We start from the raw sequence: 26,725 nt of genomic DNA on the forward strand, positions 1-26,725 counted from the left end.
CACAGTGTCACAAAGGAGGAAATATGGTTTCTACAACTTTCGAAAACTTAAATGAATCAAAAAAATCATTAATAACTGATGCCCTATTAAATGAATTTTCCAATCATAGTTTAACTGATGCTCAAGTTTCAAGAATTGTTAAAGAATCCGGCATTGCCCGTGGTGCTTTTTATAAATACTTTGATGACTTAAATGACGCCTACCATTACCTATATAGTTACGCATTGAAAGATATTCACCAAAGCATTGTGACCGATTCAAGTCAAAAACTCAGACCTGACGAATATGTTGAGCAAGTTCGTGACTTTATTGAAAGAAGCTACAGAAGTCGCTATTTCTCACTAGTTAAAATGCATTTGCTTCACAATGAATCATTATTTTTGACCCCTTTCAATAATCACATGATAACTGAAAACGAATTTCACTGGGCAACGCAAGTTATGATTCACGATGCTATCAAACAAATTATGCTTGATCCAAGTAACAAGGAAATAATATTGAAGAAACTAGGCCGTGTTTTAAACGCCCTAGCCAAAGAGGATGACAAAAATGTTTCTATCACTTAAAGAAATCAAGAAAGAAAAATTCAGATATGGCTTAATAATTGGCATGATTGTCCTAATCTGTTACCTAATTTTTATACTGACTAGCCTTTCAATGGGACTTGCGAATCAAAATACCGATGCTATCAACTCTTGGAATGCGAAAAGTATCGTCCTTGATAAAGATGCCAACACTAGTTTGACTCAATCACTAATTACAAAAGACCAAGTCAAGGATTCCAAAATAACTAAAAATGAAGCCTATATTGGTCAAGCCGCTGTTGTTGCCAAGAAAAGCGGTCTAACTAAAGAATCAGCCCAATATTTAGGATTAGATAAGAAACAATTTATTGCCAAAAACCTCAAACTTAGCTCAGGACATAACTTTAAGAAGGCTAATCAAGTTGTAGTTGATGATAAATTCAAAACTGATGGCTATAAACTCGGCGACAAAATCAAATTCAATTCAGCTTCAACTAGTTATACAATTGTTGGTTTTATTAAAAATGCTAAGTTGAATATTGCACCGGTAATCTACGGGCAAATCGACAACTGGTTATCAATCAAGAACCTGAATAGTCCTTTCAAAGCTAGTGCAATCGTTTCAAAAAATGCCAACTTTGACGTCAAAGATAAACAACTCAAGACCTACTCAATAAAAGCATTTATTTCTAAACTACCAGGCTATTCCGCACAAAACTCAACGTTTACCTTTATGATTGGCTTCCTAATGATCATTTCTCTAATTGTTATCGCAGTCTTTTTATACATCCTAACAATCCAGAAAATTCAAAATTATGCTGTCTTACGTGCGCAAGGGATTCCTTCCAAAACATTGGTTAACGCCACAATTTCTCAATCCGTTATCCTCGTAGTCAGTGGCTTGTTAATTGCGACGGTTCTTACCGGAATTACCGCATTTGCCATGCCTGCAGCAGTTCCAATGAGTTTCAATATTCCTATACTTTCCGCAGTCGGCTTCGGTTTAATTCTGACCGGACTACTTGGATCGCTTATCCCCATCAAAATAATCTTAAATGTTGATCCTGTCAGCGTAATCGGAGGCTAATAAAATGGCAACTTTACAATTAAATAATATCAATAAATATTTCGGTACCGGAACCAGCCGAGTTCACGTTTTAAAAGATATCAATTTCACCGCTCAAAAAGGCCAAGTGAACTTAGTAATTGGACCTTCAGGTTCTGGTAAGAGTACTTTTCTAACCATTGCTGGAGGCTTACAGACACCGACTGACGGCACAGTTCAACTCGAAGGCAAAGCTGTGAAATCGATGACCAGCAAACAACGCGATGCAATGCGATTAAACAGTATCGGCTTTGTGCTACAATCATATACCCTCGTTCCCTACTTAACCGTCAAAGAACAATTCAAACTAGTAAAAAAAGTTAAGAAAGAACACAATCTATCCAATCTTTCACTAGAAAGTTTAATGCAAAAATTGGGTATAAGTGAGCTGGAAAATAAATACCCAGGTGAACTATCAGGTGGTCAAAATCAGCGAGTAGCAATCGCTAGAGCACTTTACACCAGACCAGACATTCTCCTAGCTGATGAACCAACAGCAGCCTTAGACAGTGAAAGAGTCATTGAAGTGGGCAAAATATTCCAAGACTTAGCACGTGAACAAAATACAGCCGTAGTAATCGTAACCCACGATTTAAGATTACGTGACTTTGCAGATAATGTTTATAAGATCATGGATGGTCAAATGACGTTAGATTCAGAAATGCGTATGGCAGAATAAGATTTAATACTCATTTCAAAATTTTAGTTTTCTATATAATACGCAAAAGGCATGTAATTCGGTTGTGAATTACATGCCTTCTTTGTACTTAAAAATACTTATGTTGAAAATCAAACTGGTAAAAAAATCCGCTATCTCAATTGAGAGATAGCGGATTTTTAAGCTATTTGCATTAAATTAGATGTCACGACGACGTTCTTTAATACGAGCAGCCTTACCTGTACGAGCACGTAGGTAGTAAAGCTTGCTACGACGTACACGACCATGTCTGATAACTTCGATTTGTTCAACACGAGGTGTGTTTAGTGGGAATGTTCTTTCAACACCAACACCATTACTCATCTTACGAACAGTGTATGTAGCACTGATACCAGCACCATGTCTCTTGATGACAACACCTTCGAATAATTGAACACGTTCACGGCTACCTTCAACAACCTTAGCGTGGACACGAATTGTATCACCACTACGGAAGTCAGGCACGTCAGAACGTAATTGTTCTGATGTAATATCTTGAATTAATTTATTCATAAATAGTTTCTCCTAGCCGACACTCATACATATCCTTTGATACACAGCGGAATATCGTTAATATGTGCGTTTAAACACTTATAATATAATACTTTATTTGAACATAATTGTAAACTAGTTATTTCGACGAATTTCACGCAAGTACTTTTGTTCCTCATCGGTCAACTCAGCCTTTTCCAATAAATCAGGACGACGCTCAAGAGTTTTCTTCAAAGCTTGTTTAAGACGCCAAACACGGATTTTTTCGTGATCCCCACTGATTAACACGTCAGGTACCTTTTTACCGCGGAAATCGGCTGGACGTGAGTATTGAGGGTACTCTAATAAGTTATTAGAGAAAGATTCTACCTCAGCTGACTCAGAATTGCCCAAAACTCCAGGTACGAAACGCAATGTGGCGTCAATCATACTCATAGTTGGCAATTCCCCACCAGTCAAAATATAATCACCGATTGAAACTTCATCAGTAACTAAATCCTTTACTCGTTCATCGAAGCCTTCGTAATGTCCACAGATAAAGACTAATTGATCTTCTTTAGCAAAGTCTTTGGCCATTTTCGTGTTGAAAGTTTTTCCAGCTGGATCCAACAAGATAACTCGCTTTTTACCAGGTTTCTTCTTTTCAACATAATCCATTGCATCATAAATCGGTTGAGCCTGCAATAACATCCCAGCTCCACCACCGTATGTGCCATCGTCAACATGATTTTGTTTGTTAGTCGTGAAATCACGAAAATCAACGACATCAATATTAACGAGGTCTTTTTCCTGAGCTTTACCAATCAATGATTCGTCTAAAGCCTGAAACATTTTTGGAAAAATACTTAAAATTGTAATATCCATTAATCCATCAACCCATCCGGTATTTCAACATTAACAACGCCATTATCAATATCTACACTTTTAACAACATCGTCAATGTAAGGCAACAAGATTTCTTTATACTTAGGTCCTTTAACGACCCAAACATCATTTGAACCCAACTCAATAATTTCAGTAACCTTGCCGACTTCACCTAAGTCTTTATCAATCACAGTCAAACCAATAATCTGCTTGTAAAGAAATTCACCTTCATTGAGGTTAGAAACTTCTTCGCCATCAGCAAATAATTCTGATTTAACATATTTTTCAACATCATTGATATTATCGTAACCCTTAAATTTCAACAGAATGAAACTCTTATGTGGGCGTGATGACTCAACAGTAAATTCAGTCACTTGATCTTTGTTCTTCAAGTAAACTTTGGCACCGGCCTTAAAGCGGTCCTCTGGGAAATCAGTAATTGAAATCACTCTTACTTCGCCTTTAATACCGTGAGTATTGACGATTGTACCAACTCGATATAATTTTTCGGTCATTTTTCCTCCGTGAATAAAAATAGGACCACGACAACTCTTGTCAGGCCCCATTAAAAATTACTATTTTGTGAATTTGCTTTCGTGATACTTTTGCATAATTCCGTGTTGTTTCAACAAGTGACGAACAGTATCTGAAGGTTGTGCACCTTTGTTTAACCATTCAACGATCTTGTCGTCTTCTAGGTGAATTTCTTCTGGTTGTGAGATTGGGTTGTAATAACCAACTTGTTCGATAAAACGACCATCACGTGGTGAACGTGAATCTGCAACAACTAATCTATAAAATGGGCGTAATTTACTACCCATACGTTTCATTCTAATCTTAACTGACATATGTTTGTTTCCTCCTAAATACTTAACTTTGTTAGTATACACAAAATAATAGACGGTGTAAAGTTTTTTTCTTTACACCAGTTAATTTTTTTTATTTTATATCTGCCGTCTCCAGGGCTGAGAAGTATTTCACCTGCTGTGCGGACCGGTTCGAAGCCTTTCCACAGACCGGAAAGTCTCCAAACTCGCCCGGTGGTGTAATTGCTAAAGCAATAACGCCACTTCCACTGCTGGTGAATACTTCTCAGCTCTTCCGACTAATTAATCGGTTACGATTGTATTTGAAATTATTCAAGTAAATTTAGACTACGAAATATTTGCAAGAGGTTATTAACTTTCATCATACATATTTAGGCTAATTTTCCAGATTAGAACTGCGGATCTTTGATTTCAAACAACTCTAGTATTCATTTATTTTTAATCCCTTTTTATTGTATAGGTATGAGAATAAGTTAACTAACACAATTAACTCTACAATAACAATGAAAACTGATTTAATGGAAAAATCAATTGACTGATTAATTACTACATTCATTAACATTTTTAATAAAACACCAGTGTAAATAAAATCAGAAATACTTTTAAATGTATCGTTAAGTGTCCCAAACTGTGGGATTAGGATTAAAGGCAGGATTATTGGCGTTACGAAATATGACGTATCTGATACCTTTTTGCATAGAATACCTATTAATAAGCCAATAATCATACTTATTACAGTCATTATGAAAGTTATAACAATATATTGTAAATAGAAATATACTTCTATTCTTACATCACTCAATAATGGCAAAACTAAATTGGTTCCCATTATCACAATAAAAGATGGTGTCAATGTCGCAATCAAATATTCAGACGGGCTAATAGCAGACGAAACCAAAAGCTTTAAACTCTTTTTTTCTTTCTCCTCTGCCATAGGAAGACTTATCATCATTATTGACGACATAACAGAATTAAATAATACGGTCATCATTAAAATGAACTGTCCTCGCTGACCATTAAACATTGAATCAGACAACGTGTAACGAAATAAAATGCTAAAAAGAATTGCAATCAATGAACCACTAATTGCCGAAAAGTTTTTAATCAATAGTTTAAACTTTACTTTTGTTAAGCTTTTAAGACTACTATTCTTCATCATGACATTTTCCCTCTCGCTAAGTTAACAAATATAGATTCTAAAGTAGGCTCATTAGAATGAATGTTTAAGATTATCTGATTTTTTATTAAATTAGATAATTGGATTTTTTCCTTCGGATATTCAAGTTCAATAGGAGAACCATCTTCCATTGTGCAAGTTATAAATAATGGCTGTTGAGAATATTTCTTTTTTATTAGACTAGGACTGCCCTGCTCAAGTACAACCCCTTCATTCAATAAAACTAGTTGATCACATAACTGTTCTGCTTCAAGCATATTATGTGTCGTTAGAATTATTGTTTTTCCTTTTTCTTTTATTTTCACAATAATATCTCTAATTATCGATCCTGTGTATGGGTCTACATTACTTGTTGGCTCATCTAATAAAAGTACAGATGCATCATTTAAAAAACATCTAATCAAAGAAACCCTCTGTCTCATTCCTGTAGATAATTTTGAAAATATTTTTTGCTCACAGTCTTGCAGGTTTGTTGTTAGTAATAACTCAGAAACTTCCTTTTTACCTTTTCCAAATGCATTTGCGTACAACAAGAGATTATCCATCACAGTTAATTCCTCGTATAACCCACTATTAACGGAGCATAAGCTTAGCTCTTTAAATAAATCAGTCCCTTTATCAGTGGTGTCATTTCCATCAATGTAGACATTTCCCTCGTAAGATATCTGATTGGTCAGAACATTAAGCAACGTTGTCTTTCCAGCACCCGATGGACCGATAATTCCGAATATATTTCCCCTTTGGATATTTAAATTTATCTTTTTTAAGACATATTTTGACTGCTTTCTTAAAATCCCCCTATTAAAATAAACAGATATATTTACACATTTAATAATATTGTCCAATTTTGTCTTCTCCCATTTTAAAAGAAAAACCTTCACCTATAATAATTGTTTAGAATATTAATCGAATATTGCAATATTATTTTTCAAAAAGAGAATATCACAATATTATAAAAAATGAATAAATAATACTAAACATTTACATTCTTTTTACAATGGAAAGTAAGCATCCAATAACTGGTTTTATTAAAAGGCAAAGAGAATTGGACAAAATATGTTTAGCTTTCGATTATTAAGAACCAAAAATAGCTTCAGCAATCCGATTTCGAATTGCTGAAGCTATTTGTTTTGCCTCAAGTTTATGATGATATTTAAAATATTATCGTAATTTCATTGTCTGAGGTATTTATCACTGTCGCTGAAGGCGACCTATGACTTGAAGCGCTTAATTTTCTTCAAACGTTTCTTCTTATTTTTCTTATTCTTACGAACCATAGAATGCATAGCCATCTTGCCCAACTTACCTTTGACACCATTGCCCATAAGTTGATCCATTCCAGCCATGTTACCCTTGCTCATTTTGTTCATCATGTCTCGTGATTGCTTGAATTGCTTAATCATTCGGTTAACGTTTTGCACGCTTTGACCAGAACCGGCAGCAATTCTACGACGACGTGATGGATTCAATGAATCGGGATCTTCACGTTCTGATGGTGTCATTGAGTAAACAATTGCCTTTAAATGGGCAATATCTTTTTCACCAATATTGATATTAGCTAAAGCAGGGTTGTTGGCCATCCCTGGAATCATCTTCATGATTTCATCCAAAGGACCCATCTTTTGAATCTGGTCCATTTGATCGATAAAATCGTTGAAATCAAAACTATTCTCACGAATCTTTTCAGCAACTTGTTTAGCTTGTTCTTCGTTGTAATCTGTTTGGGCCTTTTCAATCAAGGTCAGCATGTCACCCATACCTAAGATACGGTTGGCCATACGATCAGGATGGAAGACGTCTAATTGGTCGAGTTTTTCACCTTGTCCAATAAACTTGATTGGCTTACCAGTCACGTCACGAATTGAAAGAGCGGCACCACCACGGGTATCACCATCCAACTTAGTCAAAACAACACCGGTAATATCGAGTTGTTCGTCAAATCCGTGGGCAACCTTAGCAGCAACTTGACCAGTCATTGAATCAGCAACAAACAAAATTTCGTCTGGATGTGCTAAATCTTTGATACGTTGAAGTTCTTCCATCAATTGCTCATCAATTTCCAAACGACCGGCAGTATCAATAATAACGTAATCATTCTTGTTCTCTTCGGCAACTTTTAAACCATTGCGAACAATGTCAACTGGATCATGTTCAGTTCCCTCGTCATACACTGGCACATCGAGTTGTTGACCGATAGTCTTCAATTGTTCAATGGCAGCGGGACGATAAACATCTCCAGCAATAAATAATGGACGAGCTTTATCTTCATGCTTCAAACGGTTAGCTAATTTACCAGCTGTTGTAGTTTTACCAGCACCTTGCAAACCAACCATCATGATGATTGTTGGAATATGCTTGGATTTGTTCAATGGAACAGCTTCTTGTCCCATGATCTTAGTTAATTCTTCATCAACAATTTTGACAACTTGTTGTGATGGCGTCAAACTTTCCATTACTTCGGCGCCTAAGGCACGTTCTCTGACAGACTTGACGAATTTTTTAACAACGTCAAAGTTAACATCCGCTTCCAACAAAGCCATACGTACTTCACGCATTACTTTACGGATATCTTCGTCAGAAAGTTTACCTTTACCTCTTAGTGAGGAGAAAACTTTATTTAAGCGTTCGCTTAATCCTTCAAAAGCCATACTCTACTCCTACATTTCATTTATTTTTGAAATTCTTTGGACTAAATCTAATAATTCTTTATCATCTGCATACTTCGTCTGAACTAGTTGGTCGAGCTTTTCAGAAATATCATCAATCTCTTGAGTTTTCTCAATCAAACCAAGTTCTTTCTCAAACGATTCTAACAAACTGACCGAACGATGCAAGTTATCTAGGACTGCTTGTCGCGAAACTTCTAGTTGCTCCGCAATTTCACTGAGTGAAAAATCCTCAACATAATACAAGTCCAAATAACGACTTTGCTTTTTAGTCAGTAGTGAATGATAAAAATTATACAGCAAGTTCACTCGTGTTGTTTCATCAATGTTCATAACTATTTGTTAGACGTCCCAACAATCAATTCCTTGAACAAACCATAGATGAATTTCTCTGGATCAAAGTCGCGCAGATCATCCATTTGTTCACCTAAACCAACTAGTTTAACCGGAATGTGCAATTCATTTCTGATAGCCAAGACGACACCACCTTGGGAACTACCATCGATCTTTGTCAAAACAATTCCGGAAACTTCAGTTGTTTCGTTAAATTGTTTAGCTTGGCTCAAAGCATTTTGTCCCGTGGAACCATCGAGTACTAAGAGAACTTCTTGTGGTGCATCTGGTAATTCACGAGTGATAACACGCTTGATTTTTTCTAGTTCACGCATCAAGCCTTCTTTATTTTGAAGACGACCAGCAGTATCAACTAGCAAGATATCGAAGTCCTCCTCAACAGCACGTTTAACAGCATCATAAACAACTGAAGCTGGATCAGTGTGGGCCTTACTTGCTTGCACAGGTACGCCATCACGTTTACCCCATTCTTGTAATTGTTCAATCGCACCAGCTCTAAATGTATCTGCAGCAGCTAGTAAAACTTTCTTGCCTTGTTGTTGATAGCGGTGAGCAAGCTTACCGACTGTAGTAGTTTTACCAGCGCCATTAACACCGACAAATAAGAAAACAGTTGGTGTCTTATCAGTACTGAATTTCAAAGAATTATCTTCTTCTTTACCCTCTTCACCGTACATATCAACTAATTTCTTAACGATTACATTGGAAACGTCAGATTTTTTCTTAGCATTCTCTAACTTAACTTCTTCACGTAATTCGTCAGAAATTCGCATAGCTGTTTCGTAGCCAACATCAGATTCAATCAACAACTCTTCCAGATCATCAAAGAAATCTTCGTCAACACTTCTAAAGTTAGCTAAGAAACGATTTAAACGAGAACTAAAGGAATTACGACTCTTTTTAAGTCCTTCGTCATATTCCTTAACATCATCTTTAGGTTCTTCTTCTGATTCTGAAGTTTCTGCTTCAGTAGATTCTTCAGTTTCAGATTCAGCTTTAGTTGACTCTTGAGTCTCTGAATTATCAGTTGATTCTTCAGGTACTTCTTCAGATACATTATCTTCTGGTGTACTTTCAGGTTCAGCAGGTGCTTCTTGGGGTTCTTCAACGGGCTCAGCTGATTCTGAATTTGGAGTGGCCTCTGCAGCAGGTTCTGAAGGTTCTTCTTTAACCTCTGCCTCAGGTGCCTCTTCTGTTTCAGTTTCAACTGGTTCCTCAGGTTTTGATTCTGGAGCTGTTTTTTCTTCTTTAACTTCAGTTTTTGGTTCTTCTTCTGGTTCTGGAGTTTCTTCTACAGATTGAGCTGGTTCTTCACTTTTAGCTTCTGAACTTGTTTCTGACTTTTCATCAGATGTAATTTCAGTGGCTTCAGTAGTTTGGTCAGATTTTTTTTCAGACTCTTCTTGAGATTTCTTTTCTAAATTTTTATCTTCAGAATCATCTTTACCAGTAAAGGCTTTTTTAATTCGATCAAATAATCCCATTATTAACTCCTATTCTTTGACGTGCACAGACAACATCCGTGATACACCGGACTCTTCCATCGTTACCCCATACAAACGATTGACGTTCATCATCGTTCCTTTACGGTGAGTAATGACGATAAATTCAGTGTTAGCGTCATATTGATTTAAGTAATTAGCGAAACGGTAAACATTCGCATCATCAAGTGAAGCTTCAACTTCATCAAGGATACAGAATGGTACCGGCTTAACTTTAATAATAGCAAATAACAGTGTAATTGCCGTCAAAGCTTTCTCGCCACCAGATAATAAACTCAAACGTTGGAATTTCTTCCCTGGTGGTTGGGCAATAATTTCAATCCCAGTTTCCAAAAGGTTGTCCGGTTCAGTCAAGACTAATTTAGCTCGACCACCAGCAAACATTTCTGGGAAAATATCTTCAAAGGCAGCCGCAACTTCGTCAAAAGTCTTCTTAAAACGAGTTGTGACTTCCTTATCCATCTCAGACATTGTATCGAGTAATTGAGCACGAGCTTGCAATAAATCGTTTTGTTGCTGCGTCAAGAACTCATAACGGTCCTTAACCTTGTCATACTCCTCAATCGCCGATAAATTGACTGTTCCCAATTCTTCAATCCCCATCTTCAATAGACGAGCTTCTTTTTGTAATTCATCGGGATCGTAATCACCTTTGTTCAAAGCCAAGAGTGAAGCTTCATAAGTCAATTGATACTCTTGTGACAAAGTATCCAATCGGCTGTCGATTTGATTCGATAACTTAGTATTTTGAATGGCCAAAGTCTCTTGTTGATCAGACGCATTCTTTTGTAAGTCGAAATTACGTTGAGCTTTACTATTCAAGTCAGTAGCCAACACTTGTTGCTTTTCACGTTTAGCTTTCAAATCAGTGACGACTTTTTGAAGTTGGGTGATTTCTTGTTTGAGTTCTTCAATTCGATTCTTAACCTCAGTGCTATTAAGATCCAATTGATTACGTTCAGAATCAAGAATCGTCAATTGTTGTTGAACATCAGCAATTTGTTTCTCAGTCTGTTCCGCAATAGCCATCAAATCAGCATTTTGTGTAGCATCATTTTCATGATTACTCTTAACAACCGCCAATTGTGTCTGAATCGATTGTTCTTTTTGATTGATAGATTGTAGTTCGGCGTCAAAATCAGTTAACATCTTTTGTTTCTGATTCATTTCAGCTTGAGTATCCTCAATCTCTTGAGCAATTTTCTTAGCGGATTCTTTTTGAGACTCTAAGTTTTTCTGCAAATCTTTTTGTTCGGACTGATATTTAGCCAAATTGTACTTAACAACATCCAAGCGTTCACTGAAATGCTTTTCTTCATTTTGATAAGTTGAAATTTCACTCTCAAAATGATTTTTCTCAGCATTGAATTTGGCCAACTTTTCATCAACCGTTTTCTTTTCAGCATTGAGTGCTGTCAATTGATCACGTAAGTCTTGGACAGTCTTTTGTTTTTCATCCATCAATAATTCTTGCTTAGACAAATCCTTGTTCAAAGACTGCAATTCATCCTTACGTGTCAAAATACTTGAGTTAACGCGACGTTGTTGTCCACCAGTCATAGAACCACCGGCATTGACGACATTTCCATCTAATGTAACGACACGATATTTACGATTAACGGCGGCAGAAATCTTTGTAGCAACGTTGATATCTTTAGCAATCAACAAGTTACCCAAAATATTTTTAACGATGTTCGAAACTTTGTCATCATATTTAACTAAATCACTAGCGACCCCAACAAAACCTGCGACCATTTGAGCTTTGTTCAAATCATTAGCATAAATATTCCGTGCTTGAATAATATTCAAAGGTAAAAATGTTGCTCGACCACCACGACTTTGTCTCAAGAAAGCAATCGCCTTTTTAGCAGCAGCTTCATCTTCTGTAACGATTGACTGTAACTGATTGCTGACAACTGTTTCAATCGCCAATTGATATTCCTTTGGTACAGAAATCAATTCAGCCACGGCACCAACGATTCCAGTCAATTGTTGCTCATTATTCAGAACATTTTTAGCACCTTCAAAAAATCCAGCATGTTCTTGTTCCATATTTTCTAGAATACGTTTTCGTGCTTTGGTTTCTTGCAGACTTTCAAGAATCTTCAAATAATTACTATTCTCACGCTTACCATTTTCGGTTACTTCGTTGATACTTTGAGTCAACTGTTGATCACGCTCAAGCAATGACTTATTATCGTCAACTAACTTTTTAACTTGTTGGCTGATTGAATCATTGTCATTCTTTGAACTATTAAGACTCTCAGTTACATCGGTCAATTGAGCTTGTTGTTCATTAATCGATGCTTGAACACGCTCCAATTGACGTTGTGAAAATTTCTGTTCATTGTTGTTGGAAACTTGATCTTGCAACAAGTTGACATAATTATTTCTTAAGTCAGTAATATTTTTTTGTAAATCAGCTGGAGTTTTCTTCTTCAATTGTTGAATGTCAGCCAATTGTTTCTCAAAATCTTTGATTTTATTGACACATTCAGCCAATTTCTGATTAGAATCAGCCAATTTAGCCTGATTTGCCACTTTATTAGCTTGTAAATTAGCCAATTGATTATTCAATGACTGCTTATTTGACGAGTTGAATCCATTACGTTCATCCGCAACGGCGACTTTTCCATTAAAAATTTCCAAAGTCTTGGTCGACTCAGTCAATTTAGCTTGGTTATCATCAATCTGATTAGTCAAATCTTGGACAGACTTGTTGTTATCCTCAACTTGTTTATTGGCAATTTTAACTTGCTTAGAAATATTTTGAAGGCTCATTTTAACTTCACGCAAATCTTTGTCGATTTGACGCTTTTGAGCTGACAAATTCTTAACTTCAATTGTTAGAATCTTTTGATAAATACTGTCATATTTACTCTTTTGTTCTTTGTAATCACGGGCAATACTAGCCTGTTCTTTCAAAGGTTCAACTTGCTTTGACAACTCTGAAACAATATCTGATACACGATGGAGATTATCAGTTGTTTCCGACAATTTACTTTCCGCTTGTTGTTTCTTTTGCTTAAAGAGTGAGACTCCGGCAGATTCTTCAATAATAGTCCGACGTTCAACTGGTTTACTATTGAAAATTGCTTCAACACGACCCTGAGAAATGATAGAAAATGACTGTTTTCCCATCCCTGAGTCCATGAACAATTCTGTAATATCACGCAAACGACATTGTTTATTATTGATCAAAAATTCCGTATCGCCATTTCTAAATAAGCGACGACAAATTACCAAGTCATCTTGGGACGACTTGAGCTCTCGATTATGATTATCGAATTGTAAAATAACTTCCGCCCGATTCATTTGTGGACGTGTGGCACTCCCAGCAAAAATCACATCGACCATTTTGTCTCCACGTAAACTTTTTGCTGACTGTTCACCCATTACCCAACGAATGGCTTCAGTAATATTTGATTTTCCACTCCCGTTGGGTCCAACAATACCAGTAATTCCACTGGTAAAATCAATCTTTGTTTTATCAGCAAAAGATTTAAACCCATTGATCGTTAATGATTTTAACGGCATAAACTACAAACTCCTATAATTCTTCTAATGCTCTCTTGGCAGCCATTTGTTCGGCATGCTTCTTGCTGTAACCCAATCCTTTAGACAAAATCTTGCCATTGGCAATCAATTCAACTTTGAACTTCTTGTCGTGGTCAGGACCTTCTTCATCGATGACCTTGTAGTCAATTTCAACTTCACCGGATTGTTGTAATCTTTCTTGCAAATGAGTCTTGAAATCAGTATCTTCTGAAAACTCACCTGAATCGATATGTGGATAGACGACTTTCTTCAAGAAATCATCAACCACTTCATTACCTTGATCAAGATATAAAGCACCGTTGAAAGCTTCAAAAATATCTTCCAGCAATGTATGTCTTTGACGGGCACCTTGTTTTTCTTCACCTTTACCAATCAACAAATACTTGTCGATATTAATTTCTTTGGCAAAACGTGCAAAACTATCCGTTCGAACAATATCTGATCTCAAACGTGTTAATTTGCCTTCTGGCAATTGTGGATATTTTTCAAAAAGGTAACGAGAGATATTGATTTCAAGAACCGCATCCCCCAAAAATTCAAGGCGTTCGTAATCACCGATACCCAAGCCTTTGTGTTCATTATCAAAGGATGAATGAGTCATGGCTCTTTCAACCAAACTTTTATCGTTAAACTTAATTCCATATTGCTCATCTAAAACTTGTAAGAACTTTGGATCTAACATAACGTGTCCCCTTTCCCAATATTACTAATAAACGTGTTTTGGTAGTTGCCGTCTCCAGGAACGAGAACATTTACCTGCTGTGCGGACCGGTCCGAGCCAAAGTACGGTCTCGAACCTCGATTTTGAAGCCTCGCAAAAAACGCGAGTCTCCAAACTCGCCCGGTGGTGTAATGGCTAAAGCCATAACGCCACACCCACAGCTGGTAAATGCTCTCATTCCCTCCGACTAGTCGATTTAATTAATTAATTATTACAAATAACTCAATTGATGCCCAATTTTAATATCGAATAAATAATCGAAAAGCATGAAGATGGCACACTTAAATAGCACTATGTATTAATTATACTAAACTTTGCTCTTAAATAATTATCGGTATAAATAAAGGTTGAAAGTTTAGTTAAATATTCCGTCTACAGAACTGGGAAATATTCTCTAGCTGTGCGGAACGGCTCGAGCCAAAGTGCGGTCTCGAACCTCGGTTGAAGCCTTGACACAGTTCGTCAAGTCTCCAAACACGCCCGGTGGTATAAGTACGGGAGAAATCTCCCGTACTTATACCACTACCACGGCACACAAATATTTCCCAGTTCTTCCGACTAATCCATCAGTAATAATTGAATGTAAAAGTGTACAAATTTATTAATACTCATCCTGCAATTAATATCTAAAATTTGAAATACTCAAAATAAATGTAACAACTATTTTAACATCCTTAATTTAGAATCCATTTAGTATGGTTACTTAATTAAGATACTCATTAAATTATTTATACCAATAAGAACGAATTAGTCGGAAGGGATAAGAGTATTCACCTGCTGTGGTTGTTTAGCTGTTACACCACCGGGCGTGTTTGGAGACTTACCGGTCTTTGGTAAGGCTTCAAACCGAGGTTCGAGACCGCTCTTTGGCTCGGACCGTTCCGCATAGCAGGTGAATATTCTTATCCCTGGAGTTCAGTATAAAAAAATAAGACCATATGGCCTTATTTTTGATGTGATGAAATATAGCTTGTGGCTGCGCCAACGGTTGTAATTTTTTCAGCGTCGTCATCTGGAATCTCGGCACCAAATTCGTCTTCTAATTCAAGAACAAACTCAACAAGGTCGATTGAATCTGCGTCAAGATCCTTTGTAAATGATGTTTCTCTAGTAATTGTTGATGCGTCAACTTCAAACTTGTCAGCAATCAATGCAACGATTTTGTCAAAAACTTCTTGTTCACTCATGGATGGAATCTCCTTATTTTTCACTCATTTTTTCAAAATACTTATTAGCTTTATTAATTGTATCGTTAGATAACATATCATAAATTTGTTTAACAGTATAATAGACTGCCCGATTATCTGCAGCACCGTGGGCTTTAACAACTGGTGACTTTAGTCCAAGTAAAACGGCACCACCGGCTTGAGATGTATCGAACATTTGCTTCATACCTTTAAGCGATGGAGAAACGATAGCTGCACCCATTTTAGTAAAGATACCGTTATTTAGCAAGGCATCTTTTAGTTGTCCCAAGAGAATCTTAGCAGTACCCTCAGTTGCCTTCAAAGCAGCATTTCCAGTAAAACCATCAGTTACAATAACGTCAGCTTTACCAGCCAAAATATCACCTGATTCAATATTACCGATAAAGTGAATACCTTCTGTATCCTTCAAGAGTTGATAAGCTTCTTTGTGCATGCTGTCACCCTTGTCATATTCAGTACCATTGTTCAACAAGGCAACACGTGGCTTGTCGATTTTCTTAACGTCGTGAGCATAGATTGAACCCATAACAGCCCACTGTTGTAAGTATGAGGCCTTAGCTTCAGCGTTTGCACCGACATCCAACATATTTACACCCTTAGGTGAATTAGTTGCTGGTAAAGTTGGCATCAAGGCTGGACGAGCAACTTGTTTGATACGACCAACGATGAAGATACCTGCTGCTAACAAAGCTCCAGTATTTCCTAGTGAGAACAAGGCATCGTTTTCACCATCTTTAACTGACTTAGCTGCCAAAACCATTGAAGCATCCTTTTTCGAACGAATAGCTTTAACAGGTTCATCGGTTCCCAGGATTTCTTCATCAGTATGGACAATTGTAATACGTTCATCATTCTTCAAATATTTCTTAATGGCTGATTCTTTACCATATAAAACAAATTCCAAATCTTTCCACTCGTCACGAGCACGTTCAATTCCTTCAACTACTACTTGCGGTGCATTGTCGCCACCCATAGCATCAACAGCTATTTTCATTTTGTTTCCTCACTAATCAAAATTATTTAATTGTTCATATTCATCGTTAATAAATGACTTCAAGGCTTTAGTTTCCGGATTATTGAGTAATTTCTCATCCTCATAAAGTCGACTTGCTTCCTCTTGAGCCACTTCCAAAATATTAATGTCGTTGATTGGATTACCAACTTTAAACTCGGGCAAACCAGATTGACGGTTACCCAACAAATCACCAGCACCACGCATCTTCAGATCTTCTTCAGCTAAGACAAATCCGTCATTAGTCGATGTCAAAATTTTCATACGTTCAGTGGCCGATTCATTTTTGGGGTCAGCAATCAAAATACAATACGACTGCTTTTCCCCACGTCCGACACGACCACGCAACTGGTGCAACTGCGATAATCCAAAACGATTAGCATCATATATTACCATAACTGAGGCATTTGGTACATCAACACCAACTTCAATAACGGTTGTTGAAACCAAAACATCAATTTTTTTATCAGAAAAGTCCTTCATGACCGTTTCCTTTTGGTCATTTGGCATCTGACCATGTAAAAGTCCGATATGATACTTCTGACCAAATAATTCAGTGAACTTGTCATAAATCAGTTCAGCGTTCTTCAAATCCATCGATTCTGACTCGGAAATCAGCGGTGTAACAACGTAAACTTGTGCTCCTCCACTCAATTCTTTAGTCACGAAACGATACATTTGCTCGATTTTTTGACTTCTGATCCAATAAGTTTCAACTTTTTTACGACCAGCTGGTAACTGATCAATTCGTGAAACATCCATGTCGCCATAAGTTGTAATTGCTAAAGTACGTGGAATTGGTGTGGCAGTCATTGCCAGAACGTCAGGATTTTGTCCCTTCTCACGCAAAGCTTTTCGCTGATTGACACCAAAACGGTGTTGCTCATCAATTACAATAAAGCCTAATTCTTTGAAATCAACACTGTCCTGAATCAAAGCATGCGTTCCGACCACAATATTAGTCTTCCCGTTTTCAATATCACCAGCAATAAAATCGTGTTCTTTCTTAGTCAAAGAACCAGTTAATAAGGCTGTCTTGATATGTAAAGGCGAAAGTAATTTACTAATCTTATCAAAATGCTGCTGAGCTAAGATTTCGGTCGGTGCCATGATAGCCGCCTGATAACCAGCTGTCACGGATGCCAACATGGCAATAACTGAAACAATTGTTTTACCAGAACCAACATCACCCTGCAACAAACGATTCATGTGATGCGTTGATTCCATATCACTGAGAATTTCTTTTGTCACGCGATCCTGTGCCTCAGTTAATTTGAAAGGCAAACTATCGATAAACTTCTGAATAAAATCATGGTCGTATTTTTCCACGAAACCAACATTTTTTTGCTCATCGCTGCGTTTGATACTTTGCAGACCACATTGGAACAAGAAAAACTCTCGAAATTTAGCACTCCGCCGGGCTTCATCACCTTGTTCTTGAGTCTTGGGAAAGTGGATACCAGAAACGATTTGTTCATCATCCAACAATTTATACTTCGTACGAATATATGCCGGGACAATTGTATCAATCTGATCATGATATTTTTCATAGGCAGCCTTGATTAAATTAATCAAGGTTTTTTGGTGAATATTTTTATTAACCGAATAGACGGAATCAACTGAATTACCGTGGACATCAATTACTTTCATACCCATCAATGAGCGACGATTTTCATTCCACTTGCCATAAACAGCCGCATCAGTTCCAGTTTCAAATTTGTCTTTTAACCATGGCTGATTAAAGAATGTCACCATGATTGACTCACTATCGACCAAAATCCGGACATTTAAACGGGTCTTCTTATAACCAAAACGTGCTACAACCGGCTCACTAGCAACGACACCTTTGAGCAAGATTTTCTCCTGGTCAGCAGCATCGTCAAGTGACTTTGCCTGCATATCCTCATAGCGAAAAGGAAAATAAAATAATAAATCATACACATTGTTAATACCTAGTGACTGCAAGGCCTCTAATTTCTTGGGACCAACGCCAGGCAATTCAGCTAGTGAAATTTTCCTCAGATCCATAAACTTTTCCCCCTCTCCTCTAGACAATATTTCAAAATGAAAAAAGGCTATGACAAAACGAATCGTTTCATCACTGCCTCCTTTGGTTTAAATGGTTTATCTTTTTGCCGCCTCCGGTTGTGAGGGATTGAAGCCTGCTGTGTGGACCGGCTCGAGCCAAAATGCGGTCTCGAGCCTCGCTTTTGAACTTCGCAAAGACTGCGAATTTCAAAAGACGTCCTGTGCTGTAAGAACGGAAAATCACCGTCCTAACACCACTACCACTGCGGGCTTCATCCCTCACAACCTCCGGCTAATGTAACTTTTAAATTTTGATATTTATAAAACTAATTTATTTTAAGCAACTATTAGTATAAATTAATACAACAATAGAAATCAATGAGTCGGAAGAACTGAGAGTATTTACTCAGTGTGGGTAAATACTCTCAGTTCTGGAGATAGTTACTCTACAGAAACCAAATATGGATAAACTGGTTGATCACCTTGATGAATTTCTGTTTCAAGGTCAGCGTATTTATCGTCTAGATAATCAGCAACCTTTTGGGCATCGGCATCATTACCGTCTTTACCAACAAGAATTGTGATAACTTCACTATCCTCATCAATCATTTCGTCCAACATTTTTTCAGTTGTAGCAACTACATCTTCTTCGTCAACCAAAATCTTACCGTCAACGATTCCCATGTAATGTCCTTTGGTAATCTTCAAGCCATCGATTTCAGTATCACGGATTGCTTGAGTAACTTGACCACTCTTAACTGTATCAAGTGAGTCTTCCATGTTTTCTTCGTTTTCTTCTAATTCAGCTTCTGGATTGAATGAAAGCATTGCTGTCATCCCTTGAGAAATTGTCTTAGAACCAACGATAGCGACTGGAATATCAACTAAATCAACAGCTTGTTTTGCGGCCATGATGATATTTCCATTATTTGGCAATACCAAGGCACGTTTAGCATTTGATTTGTTAATTGCATCGACAATGTCATTAGTTGATGGATTCATTGTTTGTCCACCACTGATAACGTGTGTAACGCCGAGACTCTTGAACAATTCTGTCAAACCTTCACCAGATGAAACTGCAATAACGGCATAATCAATTGGTTCTTGAGCGGCTGGCTCTGCTACGGGTTCGGCTTCATCTTCGTCAATAATAGTTTCGTGTTGTAAACGCATATTATCAATCTTGACTTTAACTAAAGCACCGTACTTCTTACCTGCAGCCCAAACTTTGTATGGGTAGTTAGTATGTACGTGAACTTTGATAACTTCATCGTCAGAAACACAGATCAATGAATCACCGATTCCATCCAAATAACTACGGAGCTTTTCATTATCGAAAACTTCGTCAGTTGTTGGATTCTTGCCGATTTTGACCATCATTTCAGTACAATAGCCATTCTTGATATCGTCACTGTTGAAATGACCTTGGGCTGATTGGTGATGACTGGCATTGACCATTTCATTCATATCAGCTTCGTCTGGAATATATTCTTCATCAACGGTTGTTTGGCCTGTTAAGCCTTCTAAGAAACCTTCGTAAATAAAGACTAATCCTTGACCACCGGAATCAACAACGCCAACTTCTTTCAAAACTGGCAAAAGTGACGGTGTCTTTTTAAGTCCAACTTTTGAACCGGCAACAACAGCTTTCATAACTTCTGCTAGATCATTAGTACTCTCTACTTGCTTCATACCGGCTTCAGCACCGTATCTAGCAACAGTAAGGATTGTTCCTTCAACTGGTTTCATAACGGCCTTATAGGCTGTCTTAACACCATCGTCGAAGGCTTTAGCTAAATCCATTGCTGTCAAAGCGTCTTTATCTTCAATACTCTTTGAGAAACCACGGAAAATTTGTGAAGTGATAACACCTGAATTTCCACGAGCTCCCATCAAAAGACCTTTAGCAAGGGCTTTACCAAGTGTACCAACATGGTCACTCTCTGATTCGTTTACAGCTTTAAAACCGCTTTGAATTGTTAAACTCATATTTGTTCCGGTATCTCCATCGGGAACCGGAAAGACATTAAGTGAATTTACAAACTTAGCATTCTTTTCAAGTCTGTGCGATGCGACACGCACCATATCTGAAAATTCTTTTTTTGTAATTAGTTCTTTGCTCAAAAGTTTCCCCTCCAACCAACTTTTCCTATTCGATATCGTCCAGAACTTTAATTCCTTGGACATATACGTTAACAGTGCCAGCTGGTGTTCCAAGCATTGTTTCTAGGTTGTATTTTACTTTTTCTTTTAAATTTTTTGCTACTTCAGAAATTTTGATTCCGTATCCGACGATTATGTAGACATCAACGACCAGTTTACCATCCTCTTGATGGATAACTATTCCTCTAGAAAAATCTTCAAGGTTTAAAATTGTGTTCATACCATCACGGAATTGGTTTTTGCTTGCCATACCTACGATACCGTAGATATCAGAAGCGGCTCCACCAACAATTGTGGCAACAGTATTTGTAGAAACATCAATTTCACCATGCTTTGTTTTAATTGTAACTGCCATCTCTGGATCCTCCTATTCATGGACCAAATCTATCATAAACAATAAAATTCTATCATAGCAACATTTCGAATTAAAGATTTATACAACATTAAACCATATTAATCCCTAAATAATCTATTGATTTCAATTCTTACTTATGGTAAATTAGTCAGGTGATATTTTAAAGAAAAAACATGTAGCCAAAGGAGGTCGGTCCCATGGCAAAAGATATTATTACAGGCCGTAAAACAGTATTCGGTAACAAGCGTTCTCATGCTCTTAACCAATCAAAACGTTCTTGGAAGCCAAACTTGCAAAAAGTTCGTATCATGATTGACGGTAAACCTAGACGTGTATGGGTTTCAGCTAGAGCTTTGAAATCAGGAAAAGTTACTCGTGTATAATTATCACTTAATTTGTTAAAAAGGACTAGCAATTATATTGTTGGTCCTTTTTATTTTACACTATTATAATAAGATTTAATCGATTAAGGGGGTATTCTATGAAAATATTAATTGGCAATCAAAATAAAAATGATGAACAGTTAACACAAGCTATCATTACTGCTCGAGATGGCGACATAATCGAATTATTGCCAGGAACTTATTTTTCAAGTACAGACCCTTTTATTTGTACTATTAGAAGAAACATTACCTTCATTGGTAAAACAAATAATAAAAATGATGTTAAATTATTTTGTAGTTTCACCATTGGCGAACAAAATATCGTTATTTTTAAAAACTTAACTATCAGTTACACTGCCAATGAAGACAACACTTTGTCTGCTTATGATGGTGCCAGAATTTATGGCAATAATATTGCAATCAACCGCCAAACAGCTGACGATTGGGATACCATTTATGGAAAAGACGCTTATTTCTCATTCAAAGATTCCCAAATTTTAACTGGTCGAAAAGTTAAGGCTATTGGCTTATCTTTGGAAAATAGTCAATTATTTTCGGACAATACTGCAATTCAATTGTTGCTGGAAAAACATTCGAAAGCTTATTTAAAAGATTCATTTGTCTATCATAAGTTGGAATTGCGCCAGACCTCTTCACTGGATTTCCATAATTTATCGATTGATTCTACTGGATCACCAACTAAAAATGATTTGGCAGTGAAGGGTTATTCACGAATGAATGGACAGGATTTGATTTTTATTAATGAATCCCCTGCCATTCGGATTTTGAAGAGTAAGTTTAAAGTAGATAATTTTCAACCGATGCCTAATGAGATTCATTTTAAGTTTGATGATGTTTCTAAGATTGAAGCTGATGGGAAGTTGCCTTTTAATGAGGGGCCTTCTGATGCTAAAAAATAATAATTAAATTACAAGCGAAAGAAAGTATGTATTCTCTAATTTAAGAATGCATACTTTTTTAATTTACTTTTTTGGTTCTTTGATTTTTAGTCTATCGCTGAGTTCTGTTGGTGCATATTCCAGCCATTCTTTAAACGAATATCCTCTTTCTTTATCAGGATCATTTTCAACCGGAATACGGTGAGTTGCATAATGAGTTATTTCCACGCAATTCTCTTTAAGCGTCTTCAACACCTCTGCCTCTGAATTAGAATCTCCTTCTTCATTATGTAATACTTCTAAAAATAGCTTACTCTTACTCATTTCATCCAAAACTCTCTTGGCATCTTTACCAATAGCAATAATATATTTAGGTTTAATAATAAGACATTCCTGAACAAATATTTCCACCGAATTAAGAAGATTTTTTTTATTTTCTTCATTTATTTTTTTAAAATCATCTTTTGTCAAAGTTTCTTTTTTATAGTTTATACCATCAGCCGACTTATTTTTTCTATTTTCATTTCTATTTTTTTGCCATTTTAAAAATTGAGATACACGCTCATCATCATAAACACCATTTTCTAAATCTTCTTTTGACGACTTCAAAAATGATAATTTATTTCTGATTAAAAAGTCACGCATTACATTTCCTGCATTACTATCCTCTTTGTGCTTAATAACGTCAGTTATATAACAACCCCCAAATCTTGACTTATTATTAGCCAGCCTTTCATTGGTTTGAACATATAGTTTATATGTATTTGTAGGTCTCTTAACATCCCTGAAGTTTCTCCAATTGCTATACTCATTTTTACCTTCACGAAAAGCCGCATTTAGCCCAACAAACATATACTTATTATTGAAGTCCTCATCCTTATTAAAAAAGTTATCCGGAAATTCAAATGAATTTTTATCGAATAACGCTTCTTGACTTTCACCTGAATTAGACTTTTTAGATTGAAAATCTTTTGGTGTAAAACTTTCAATCCCTCTTTCTTTAAATTCCTTCTCAATATCATCATTCGATGGAAATTTACCCTTAGTTGTTAGAAATGAAGCAAAACTATCCACTCCAATTTCATCTTTCCCATCCTTAAATCCAGTGTCAATTTTAAGTAATTCATCTCTAATTTCTGCTTTACTTCGTTTCATATACTAATCCCCCTAATAATATATTTGATAATGCTTACAATCATGAATTTATTATATTACTTTTCCTCAATAAATTACTTTATCAGTCAAATAAAAAACCGTTGAATCTCGAAAAAAATTCAACGGTTTTTATTAATCTAATTTATCCAAGCTCTGTGCCAAATCAGCAATCAAATCTTTTGAATCTTCAATCCCAACCGACAAACGAACTAGTTGATGTGTAATGCCAGCCTTCAACTGTTCTTCTGGTGAAAGTTCAGCGTGTGTCATCTTATATGGCAATTCGATCAAACTCTCAACTGCACCTAGACTGACAGCCAATTGAATCAGCTTTGTTCCTTCAACAAACTTCGTTGAATCTAATCCATCTGCCAATTCAAATGAAACAATTCCACCGAAGCCATCAGCTTCTTTAGCAGCAATTTCATGATCCTTGCTACCTTCAATTCCGGGATAATAAATCTTGGCGATTTCCTTACGACTTTGCAAAAATTCAACAATCTTTTTAGCATTTTCCAAATGGCGATCCATTCTAACTGACAATGTCTGAATCCCACGACGAACCAAATTAGAATCTTCTGGTGAAAGTGTTGAGCCGATTGCATTCTGATTGAAGTAAATTCGATCAGCCAACTCTTTATTTTTCGCCACAGCCATACCGGCAATAACATCGGAATGTCCACTGAGATACTTGGTAGCAGAATGAATCACGATGTCAGCGCCCAAATCCAATGGACGTTGAAGATATGGCGATAAGAAAGTATTGTCCACAATCGTCAAAATATGGTGTTTCTTGGCTACTTCAGCAGTTGCCTTAACACTTGTGACATGCAAAAGTGGATTTGTAAAACTTTCAAAATAAATTGCTTTAGTATTTGGCTTGATTGCAGCTTCAATTTCAGCAGGATTCTGTGTATCAACGGCCGTAAACTCTAGTTGCCAGCGCTTGAGAAATTCATTAATCAATCTAAACGTGCCACCATAAATCTCTTTACCAATAATGATATGGTCGCCCGGCTTAAAAATTGCTAAAACGGCATGAATTGCTGCAGATCCTGAAGAAAAGGCAAACCCTCGATAGCCATTTTCCAAGCCAGCAACTTGTTCCTCTAAATAATTTCTAGTTGGATTGCCAGAACGTGCGTAATCATACTTCACCTTTGCCTCAACTGATGGATAGATATACGTTGATGAATTGTAAACCGGTACGTTGACCGCCCCAGTGTTGTTGTCATTTTGTGGTTTCCCATGAACCAATTTAGTATTAAATTCAGTCATCTTTTTAACTCCTAATATATTAATTATTTCTATAATACTTCTTATTAAAATATTTTTGAATTATCAATACTTCCAAACACATAGTGCTAATTGATAACTTGTTGCAGATGTTCGCATAGATTTATATTTCAATGTATAAAATTGGTTGAGCATTAAAACAATTGAATACTCTTACATTTGATTAATACGATTAATTAGTCGGAAGTGCTGGGAAATATTTGTGTGCCGTGGTAGTAGTATAAGTACGGGAGATTCCTCCCGTACTTATACTACCGGGCGCGTTTGAAGACTTGACGAACTGTGTCAAGGCTTCAAACCGAGATTCGAGACCGTACTTTGGCTCGGACCGTCCCGCACAGCTTGAGAATATTTCCCAGCTCTTCCGACGGCATATTTAGCTAGTCCGCAATACTTTCTATCATAAATTACATAAGAAAATCCCTTTCTAGAAATTTCTGGAAAGGGGTTCTTTTAATTCATAGTCATACCACCGGTGACATTGATTCCTTGTCCGGTCATATAATCTGACAATGGACTAGCTAGAAATAACACGACATTGGCAACATCTTGAGGTGTTCCTGTTCGACCTAATGGTACTTGACTGTTGTCCTCTTGCTCAATCGCTTCAGCGGTCAAACCACGAATCTTGGCACCGTCTTTTCTTTCACGATGTTTCATAGAAGTCTCGATGATTCCGGGACAAACGGCATTAACGTTGATTTGATTTTTGGCCACTTCAATTGCCAAAGTCTTAGTCAATCCAAGCACTGCATGTTTAGATGCAACATAAGCTGACATGGCTCGATAACCATTTTTACCAGCTTGAGAAGCTATCAAAACCACCTTACCAGGCTTTTTAGCAGCTACCATCAACTTAACAATATATTTACTAACGAGGTATGTCCCGCGAGTATTGACCGCTAACGTCTTATCAAAATCAACCGTCTGACTGTCAATCAAGTAATCCATCGTTGAGATACCGGCAACATTGACCAAAATATTTGGTGTTAAATTTAACTCTTCTAATTGTTTAGCAAGATTTTGAACACTGGTTTCCGAACTGACATCCAGATTAATCTGATATTCCTGATCATTAACCTGCTTCAATTCCGTATTTTCATACGACAAATCTGCCGCAATCACGATGGCTTTCTCATTCTGAAACGTGGTAACTACTTGACGGCCGATACCCTGAAAGCCACCGGTAACGAGTACGACTTGTTTTTCCAAAGTTGCAAATAGACTCATAAATTACCCTTCTTTACTCGTATTAGATTACGTGACGTTCGTAAGGATCGTTAGAAATTCCTTCTTCAAGAATCTTCTTTGACCATTCCTTAGCTGAGAATAATGAGTGATCACGATAGTTACCACAGCTGTACTTGTCTGTTCCTTGAACATCTTTCCATTCAACCTTGTTGGCAATATCATCCAATGAACCCTTCAAAGCTTCGGCCACTTCAGTAGTTGAGTGTTCACCCCAAACAATCAAGTGGAATCCAGTACGACAGCCAAATGGTGAACAGTCGATAACGCCATCAAGACGGTCTCTTAAAAGTCCAGCTAACAAATGTTCAATAGTATGCAATCCAGCAGTAGGAATAGCATTTTCATTTGGTTGAACCAAACGTAAATCATAATTTGAAATTGTGTCACCCTTTGTTCCGTGTTCCTCAGTAATCAAACGTACATATGGTGCCTTTACCTTTGTGTGATCCAATGTAAAACTTTCAACTTTAGCCATAATTAAATATCTC

25 protein-coding genes are annotated in these 26,725 nt (G+C 36.8%); 5 read left to right on the forward strand and 20 right to left on the reverse strand.

What is annotated here, in order from left to right; genetic code table 11:
- The first annotated feature begins 23 nt into the window (after positions 1-23).
- From JP39_RS06810 to JP39_RS06820, 3 genes are read left to right on the forward strand one after another with little or no spacing between them, the layout of a single operon-like run.
- The gene (locus JP39_RS06810; RefSeq protein ID WP_041499658.1) at positions 24-566 is read left to right on the forward strand and encodes a TetR/AcrR family transcriptional regulator; all 543 of its coding nucleotides are present in this window, start codon (positions 24-26) and stop codon (positions 564-566) included.
- On the forward strand, positions 550-1,611 hold the full coding sequence (locus JP39_RS06815) for an ABC transporter permease (protein WP_041499657.1): 1,062 nt from the start codon (positions 550-552) through the stop codon (positions 1,609-1,611). The genes JP39_RS06810 and JP39_RS06815 overlap by 17 nt, the downstream gene beginning before the upstream one ends.
- 4 nt (positions 1,612-1,615) lie before the next feature.
- Positions 1,616-2,308 carry an ABC transporter ATP-binding protein gene (locus JP39_RS06820; protein ID WP_041499655.1) on the forward strand — a complete coding sequence of 231 codons (693 nt, stop codon included), beginning with the start codon at positions 1,616-1,618 and terminating at the stop codon, positions 2,306-2,308.
- Between the two features lie 177 nt (positions 2,309-2,485).
- Here JP39_RS06820 and rplS read toward each other — a convergent pair whose 3' ends face one another.
- The 16 genes from rplS to JP39_RS06900 form a co-directional block, all read right to left on the reverse strand.
- Entirely contained in the window at positions 2,486-2,839 is a 354-nt protein-coding gene (rplS, locus tag JP39_RS06825) for a 50S ribosomal protein L19 (protein ID WP_041499654.1), read from the reverse strand.
- A 114-nt stretch (positions 2,840-2,953) separates the two neighbouring features.
- Entirely contained in the window at positions 2,954-3,682 is a 729-nt protein-coding gene (trmD, locus tag JP39_RS06830; RefSeq protein ID WP_041499653.1) for a tRNA (guanosine(37)-N1)-methyltransferase TrmD, read from the reverse strand.
- Complete coding sequence (gene rimM / locus JP39_RS06835) at positions 3,682-4,197, reverse strand: ribosome maturation factor RimM (protein ID WP_041499651.1); 516 nt, start codon at positions 4,195-4,197, stop codon at positions 3,682-3,684. Before rimM ends, trmD begins: the two co-directional genes overlap by 1 nt.
- A gap of 60 nt (positions 4,198-4,257) precedes the next feature.
- The gene (gene rpsP, locus JP39_RS06840; protein ID WP_041499650.1) at positions 4,258-4,530 is read right to left on the reverse strand and encodes a 30S ribosomal protein S16; all 273 of its coding nucleotides are present in this window, start codon (positions 4,528-4,530) and stop codon (positions 4,258-4,260) included.
- A 400-nt stretch (positions 4,531-4,930) separates the two neighbouring features.
- The gene (locus JP39_RS06845; RefSeq protein WP_041499649.1) at positions 4,931-5,668 is read right to left on the reverse strand and encodes an ABC transporter permease; all 738 of its coding nucleotides are present in this window, start codon (positions 5,666-5,668) and stop codon (positions 4,931-4,933) included.
- Positions 5,665-6,531 (reverse strand): ABC transporter ATP-binding protein, encoded by an 867-nt coding sequence (locus JP39_RS06850; RefSeq protein ID WP_048698871.1) that lies wholly within the window; start codon positions 6,529-6,531, stop codon positions 5,665-5,667. The genes JP39_RS06845 and JP39_RS06850 overlap by 4 nt, the downstream gene beginning before the upstream one ends.
- Before the next feature lie 366 nt (positions 6,532-6,897).
- Positions 6,898-8,334: a signal recognition particle protein gene (ffh, locus tag JP39_RS06855; protein ID WP_041499648.1), complete on the reverse strand. Its 1,437-nt coding sequence runs from the start codon at positions 8,332-8,334 to the stop codon at positions 6,898-6,900.
- Positions 8,335-8,343: 9 nt separating this feature from the next.
- Positions 8,344-8,685: a YlxM family DNA-binding protein gene (gene ylxM / locus JP39_RS06860; protein WP_041499647.1), complete on the reverse strand. Its 342-nt coding sequence runs from the start codon at positions 8,683-8,685 to the stop codon at positions 8,344-8,346.
- Positions 8,686-8,687: 2 nt separating this feature from the next.
- Entirely contained in the window at positions 8,688-10,190 is a 1,503-nt protein-coding gene (gene ftsY / locus JP39_RS06865; protein WP_041499645.1) for a signal recognition particle-docking protein FtsY, read from the reverse strand.
- 9 nt (positions 10,191-10,199) lie between these two features.
- Positions 10,200-13,745 (reverse strand): chromosome segregation protein SMC, encoded by a 3,546-nt coding sequence (gene smc / locus JP39_RS06870; protein WP_041499643.1) that lies wholly within the window; start codon positions 13,743-13,745, stop codon positions 10,200-10,202.
- Positions 13,746-13,758: 13 nt separating this feature from the next.
- Entirely contained in the window at positions 13,759-14,448 is a 690-nt protein-coding gene (rnc, locus tag JP39_RS06875; protein ID WP_041499642.1) for a ribonuclease III, read from the reverse strand.
- 983 nt (positions 14,449-15,431) lie between these two features.
- Positions 15,432-15,674 carry an acyl carrier protein gene (acpP, locus tag JP39_RS06880; protein ID WP_041499641.1) on the reverse strand — a complete coding sequence of 81 codons (243 nt, stop codon included), beginning with the start codon at positions 15,672-15,674 and terminating at the stop codon, positions 15,432-15,434.
- Between the two features lie 13 nt (positions 15,675-15,687).
- A complete protein-coding gene (gene plsX / locus JP39_RS06885; protein WP_041499639.1) occupies positions 15,688-16,689 on the reverse strand; it encodes a phosphate acyltransferase PlsX in 1,002 nt (333 codons plus the stop codon).
- A 12-nt stretch (positions 16,690-16,701) separates the two neighbouring features.
- Positions 16,702-18,735 (reverse strand): ATP-dependent DNA helicase RecG, encoded by a 2,034-nt coding sequence (gene recG, locus JP39_RS06890; protein ID WP_041499638.1) that lies wholly within the window; start codon positions 18,733-18,735, stop codon positions 16,702-16,704.
- Positions 18,736-19,176: 441 nt separating this feature from the next.
- Entirely contained in the window at positions 19,177-20,859 is a 1,683-nt protein-coding gene (locus JP39_RS06895) for a DAK2 domain-containing protein (RefSeq protein WP_041499637.1), read from the reverse strand.
- 25 nt (positions 20,860-20,884) lie between these two features.
- A complete protein-coding gene (locus tag JP39_RS06900; protein WP_041499635.1) occupies positions 20,885-21,253 on the reverse strand; it encodes an Asp23/Gls24 family envelope stress response protein in 369 nt (122 codons plus the stop codon).
- A gap of 197 nt (positions 21,254-21,450) precedes the next feature.
- On the opposite strand from JP39_RS06900, the gene rpmB reads away from it, so the two are divergent.
- Both rpmB and JP39_RS06910 read left to right on the forward strand, forming a co-directional pair.
- Positions 21,451-21,636: a 50S ribosomal protein L28 gene (gene rpmB / locus JP39_RS06905; RefSeq protein WP_041499634.1), complete on the forward strand. Its 186-nt coding sequence runs from the start codon at positions 21,451-21,453 to the stop codon at positions 21,634-21,636.
- A 98-nt stretch (positions 21,637-21,734) separates the two neighbouring features.
- On the forward strand, positions 21,735-22,556 hold the full coding sequence (locus JP39_RS06910) for a DUF1565 domain-containing protein (protein ID WP_041499632.1): 822 nt from the start codon (positions 21,735-21,737) through the stop codon (positions 22,554-22,556).
- A 63-nt stretch (positions 22,557-22,619) separates the two neighbouring features.
- Here JP39_RS06910 and JP39_RS06915 read toward each other — a convergent pair whose 3' ends face one another.
- From JP39_RS06915 to JP39_RS06930, 4 genes are all read right to left on the reverse strand, one after another.
- Positions 22,620-23,690, reverse strand: a complete 1,071-nt coding sequence (locus tag JP39_RS06915; protein WP_041499631.1) for a hypothetical protein — start codon at positions 23,688-23,690, stop codon at positions 22,620-22,622.
- A gap of 132 nt (positions 23,691-23,822) precedes the next feature.
- Positions 23,823-24,968, reverse strand: a complete 1,146-nt coding sequence (locus tag JP39_RS06920) for a trans-sulfuration enzyme family protein (RefSeq protein ID WP_041499630.1) — start codon at positions 24,966-24,968, stop codon at positions 23,823-23,825.
- A gap of 471 nt (positions 24,969-25,439) precedes the next feature.
- Positions 25,440-26,216: an SDR family oxidoreductase gene (locus JP39_RS06925; protein WP_041499629.1), complete on the reverse strand. Its 777-nt coding sequence runs from the start codon at positions 26,214-26,216 to the stop codon at positions 25,440-25,442.
- A 22-nt stretch (positions 26,217-26,238) separates the two neighbouring features.
- On the reverse strand, positions 26,239-26,712 hold the full coding sequence (locus JP39_RS06930) for an S-ribosylhomocysteine lyase (RefSeq protein WP_041499627.1): 474 nt from the start codon (positions 26,710-26,712) through the stop codon (positions 26,239-26,241).
- Between the last annotated feature and the right edge of the window lie 13 nt (positions 26,713-26,725).

It is taken from the genome of Companilactobacillus heilongjiangensis (assembly GCF_000831645.3).
Taxonomy (GTDB): domain Bacteria; phylum Bacillota; class Bacilli; order Lactobacillales; family Lactobacillaceae; genus Companilactobacillus; species Companilactobacillus heilongjiangensis.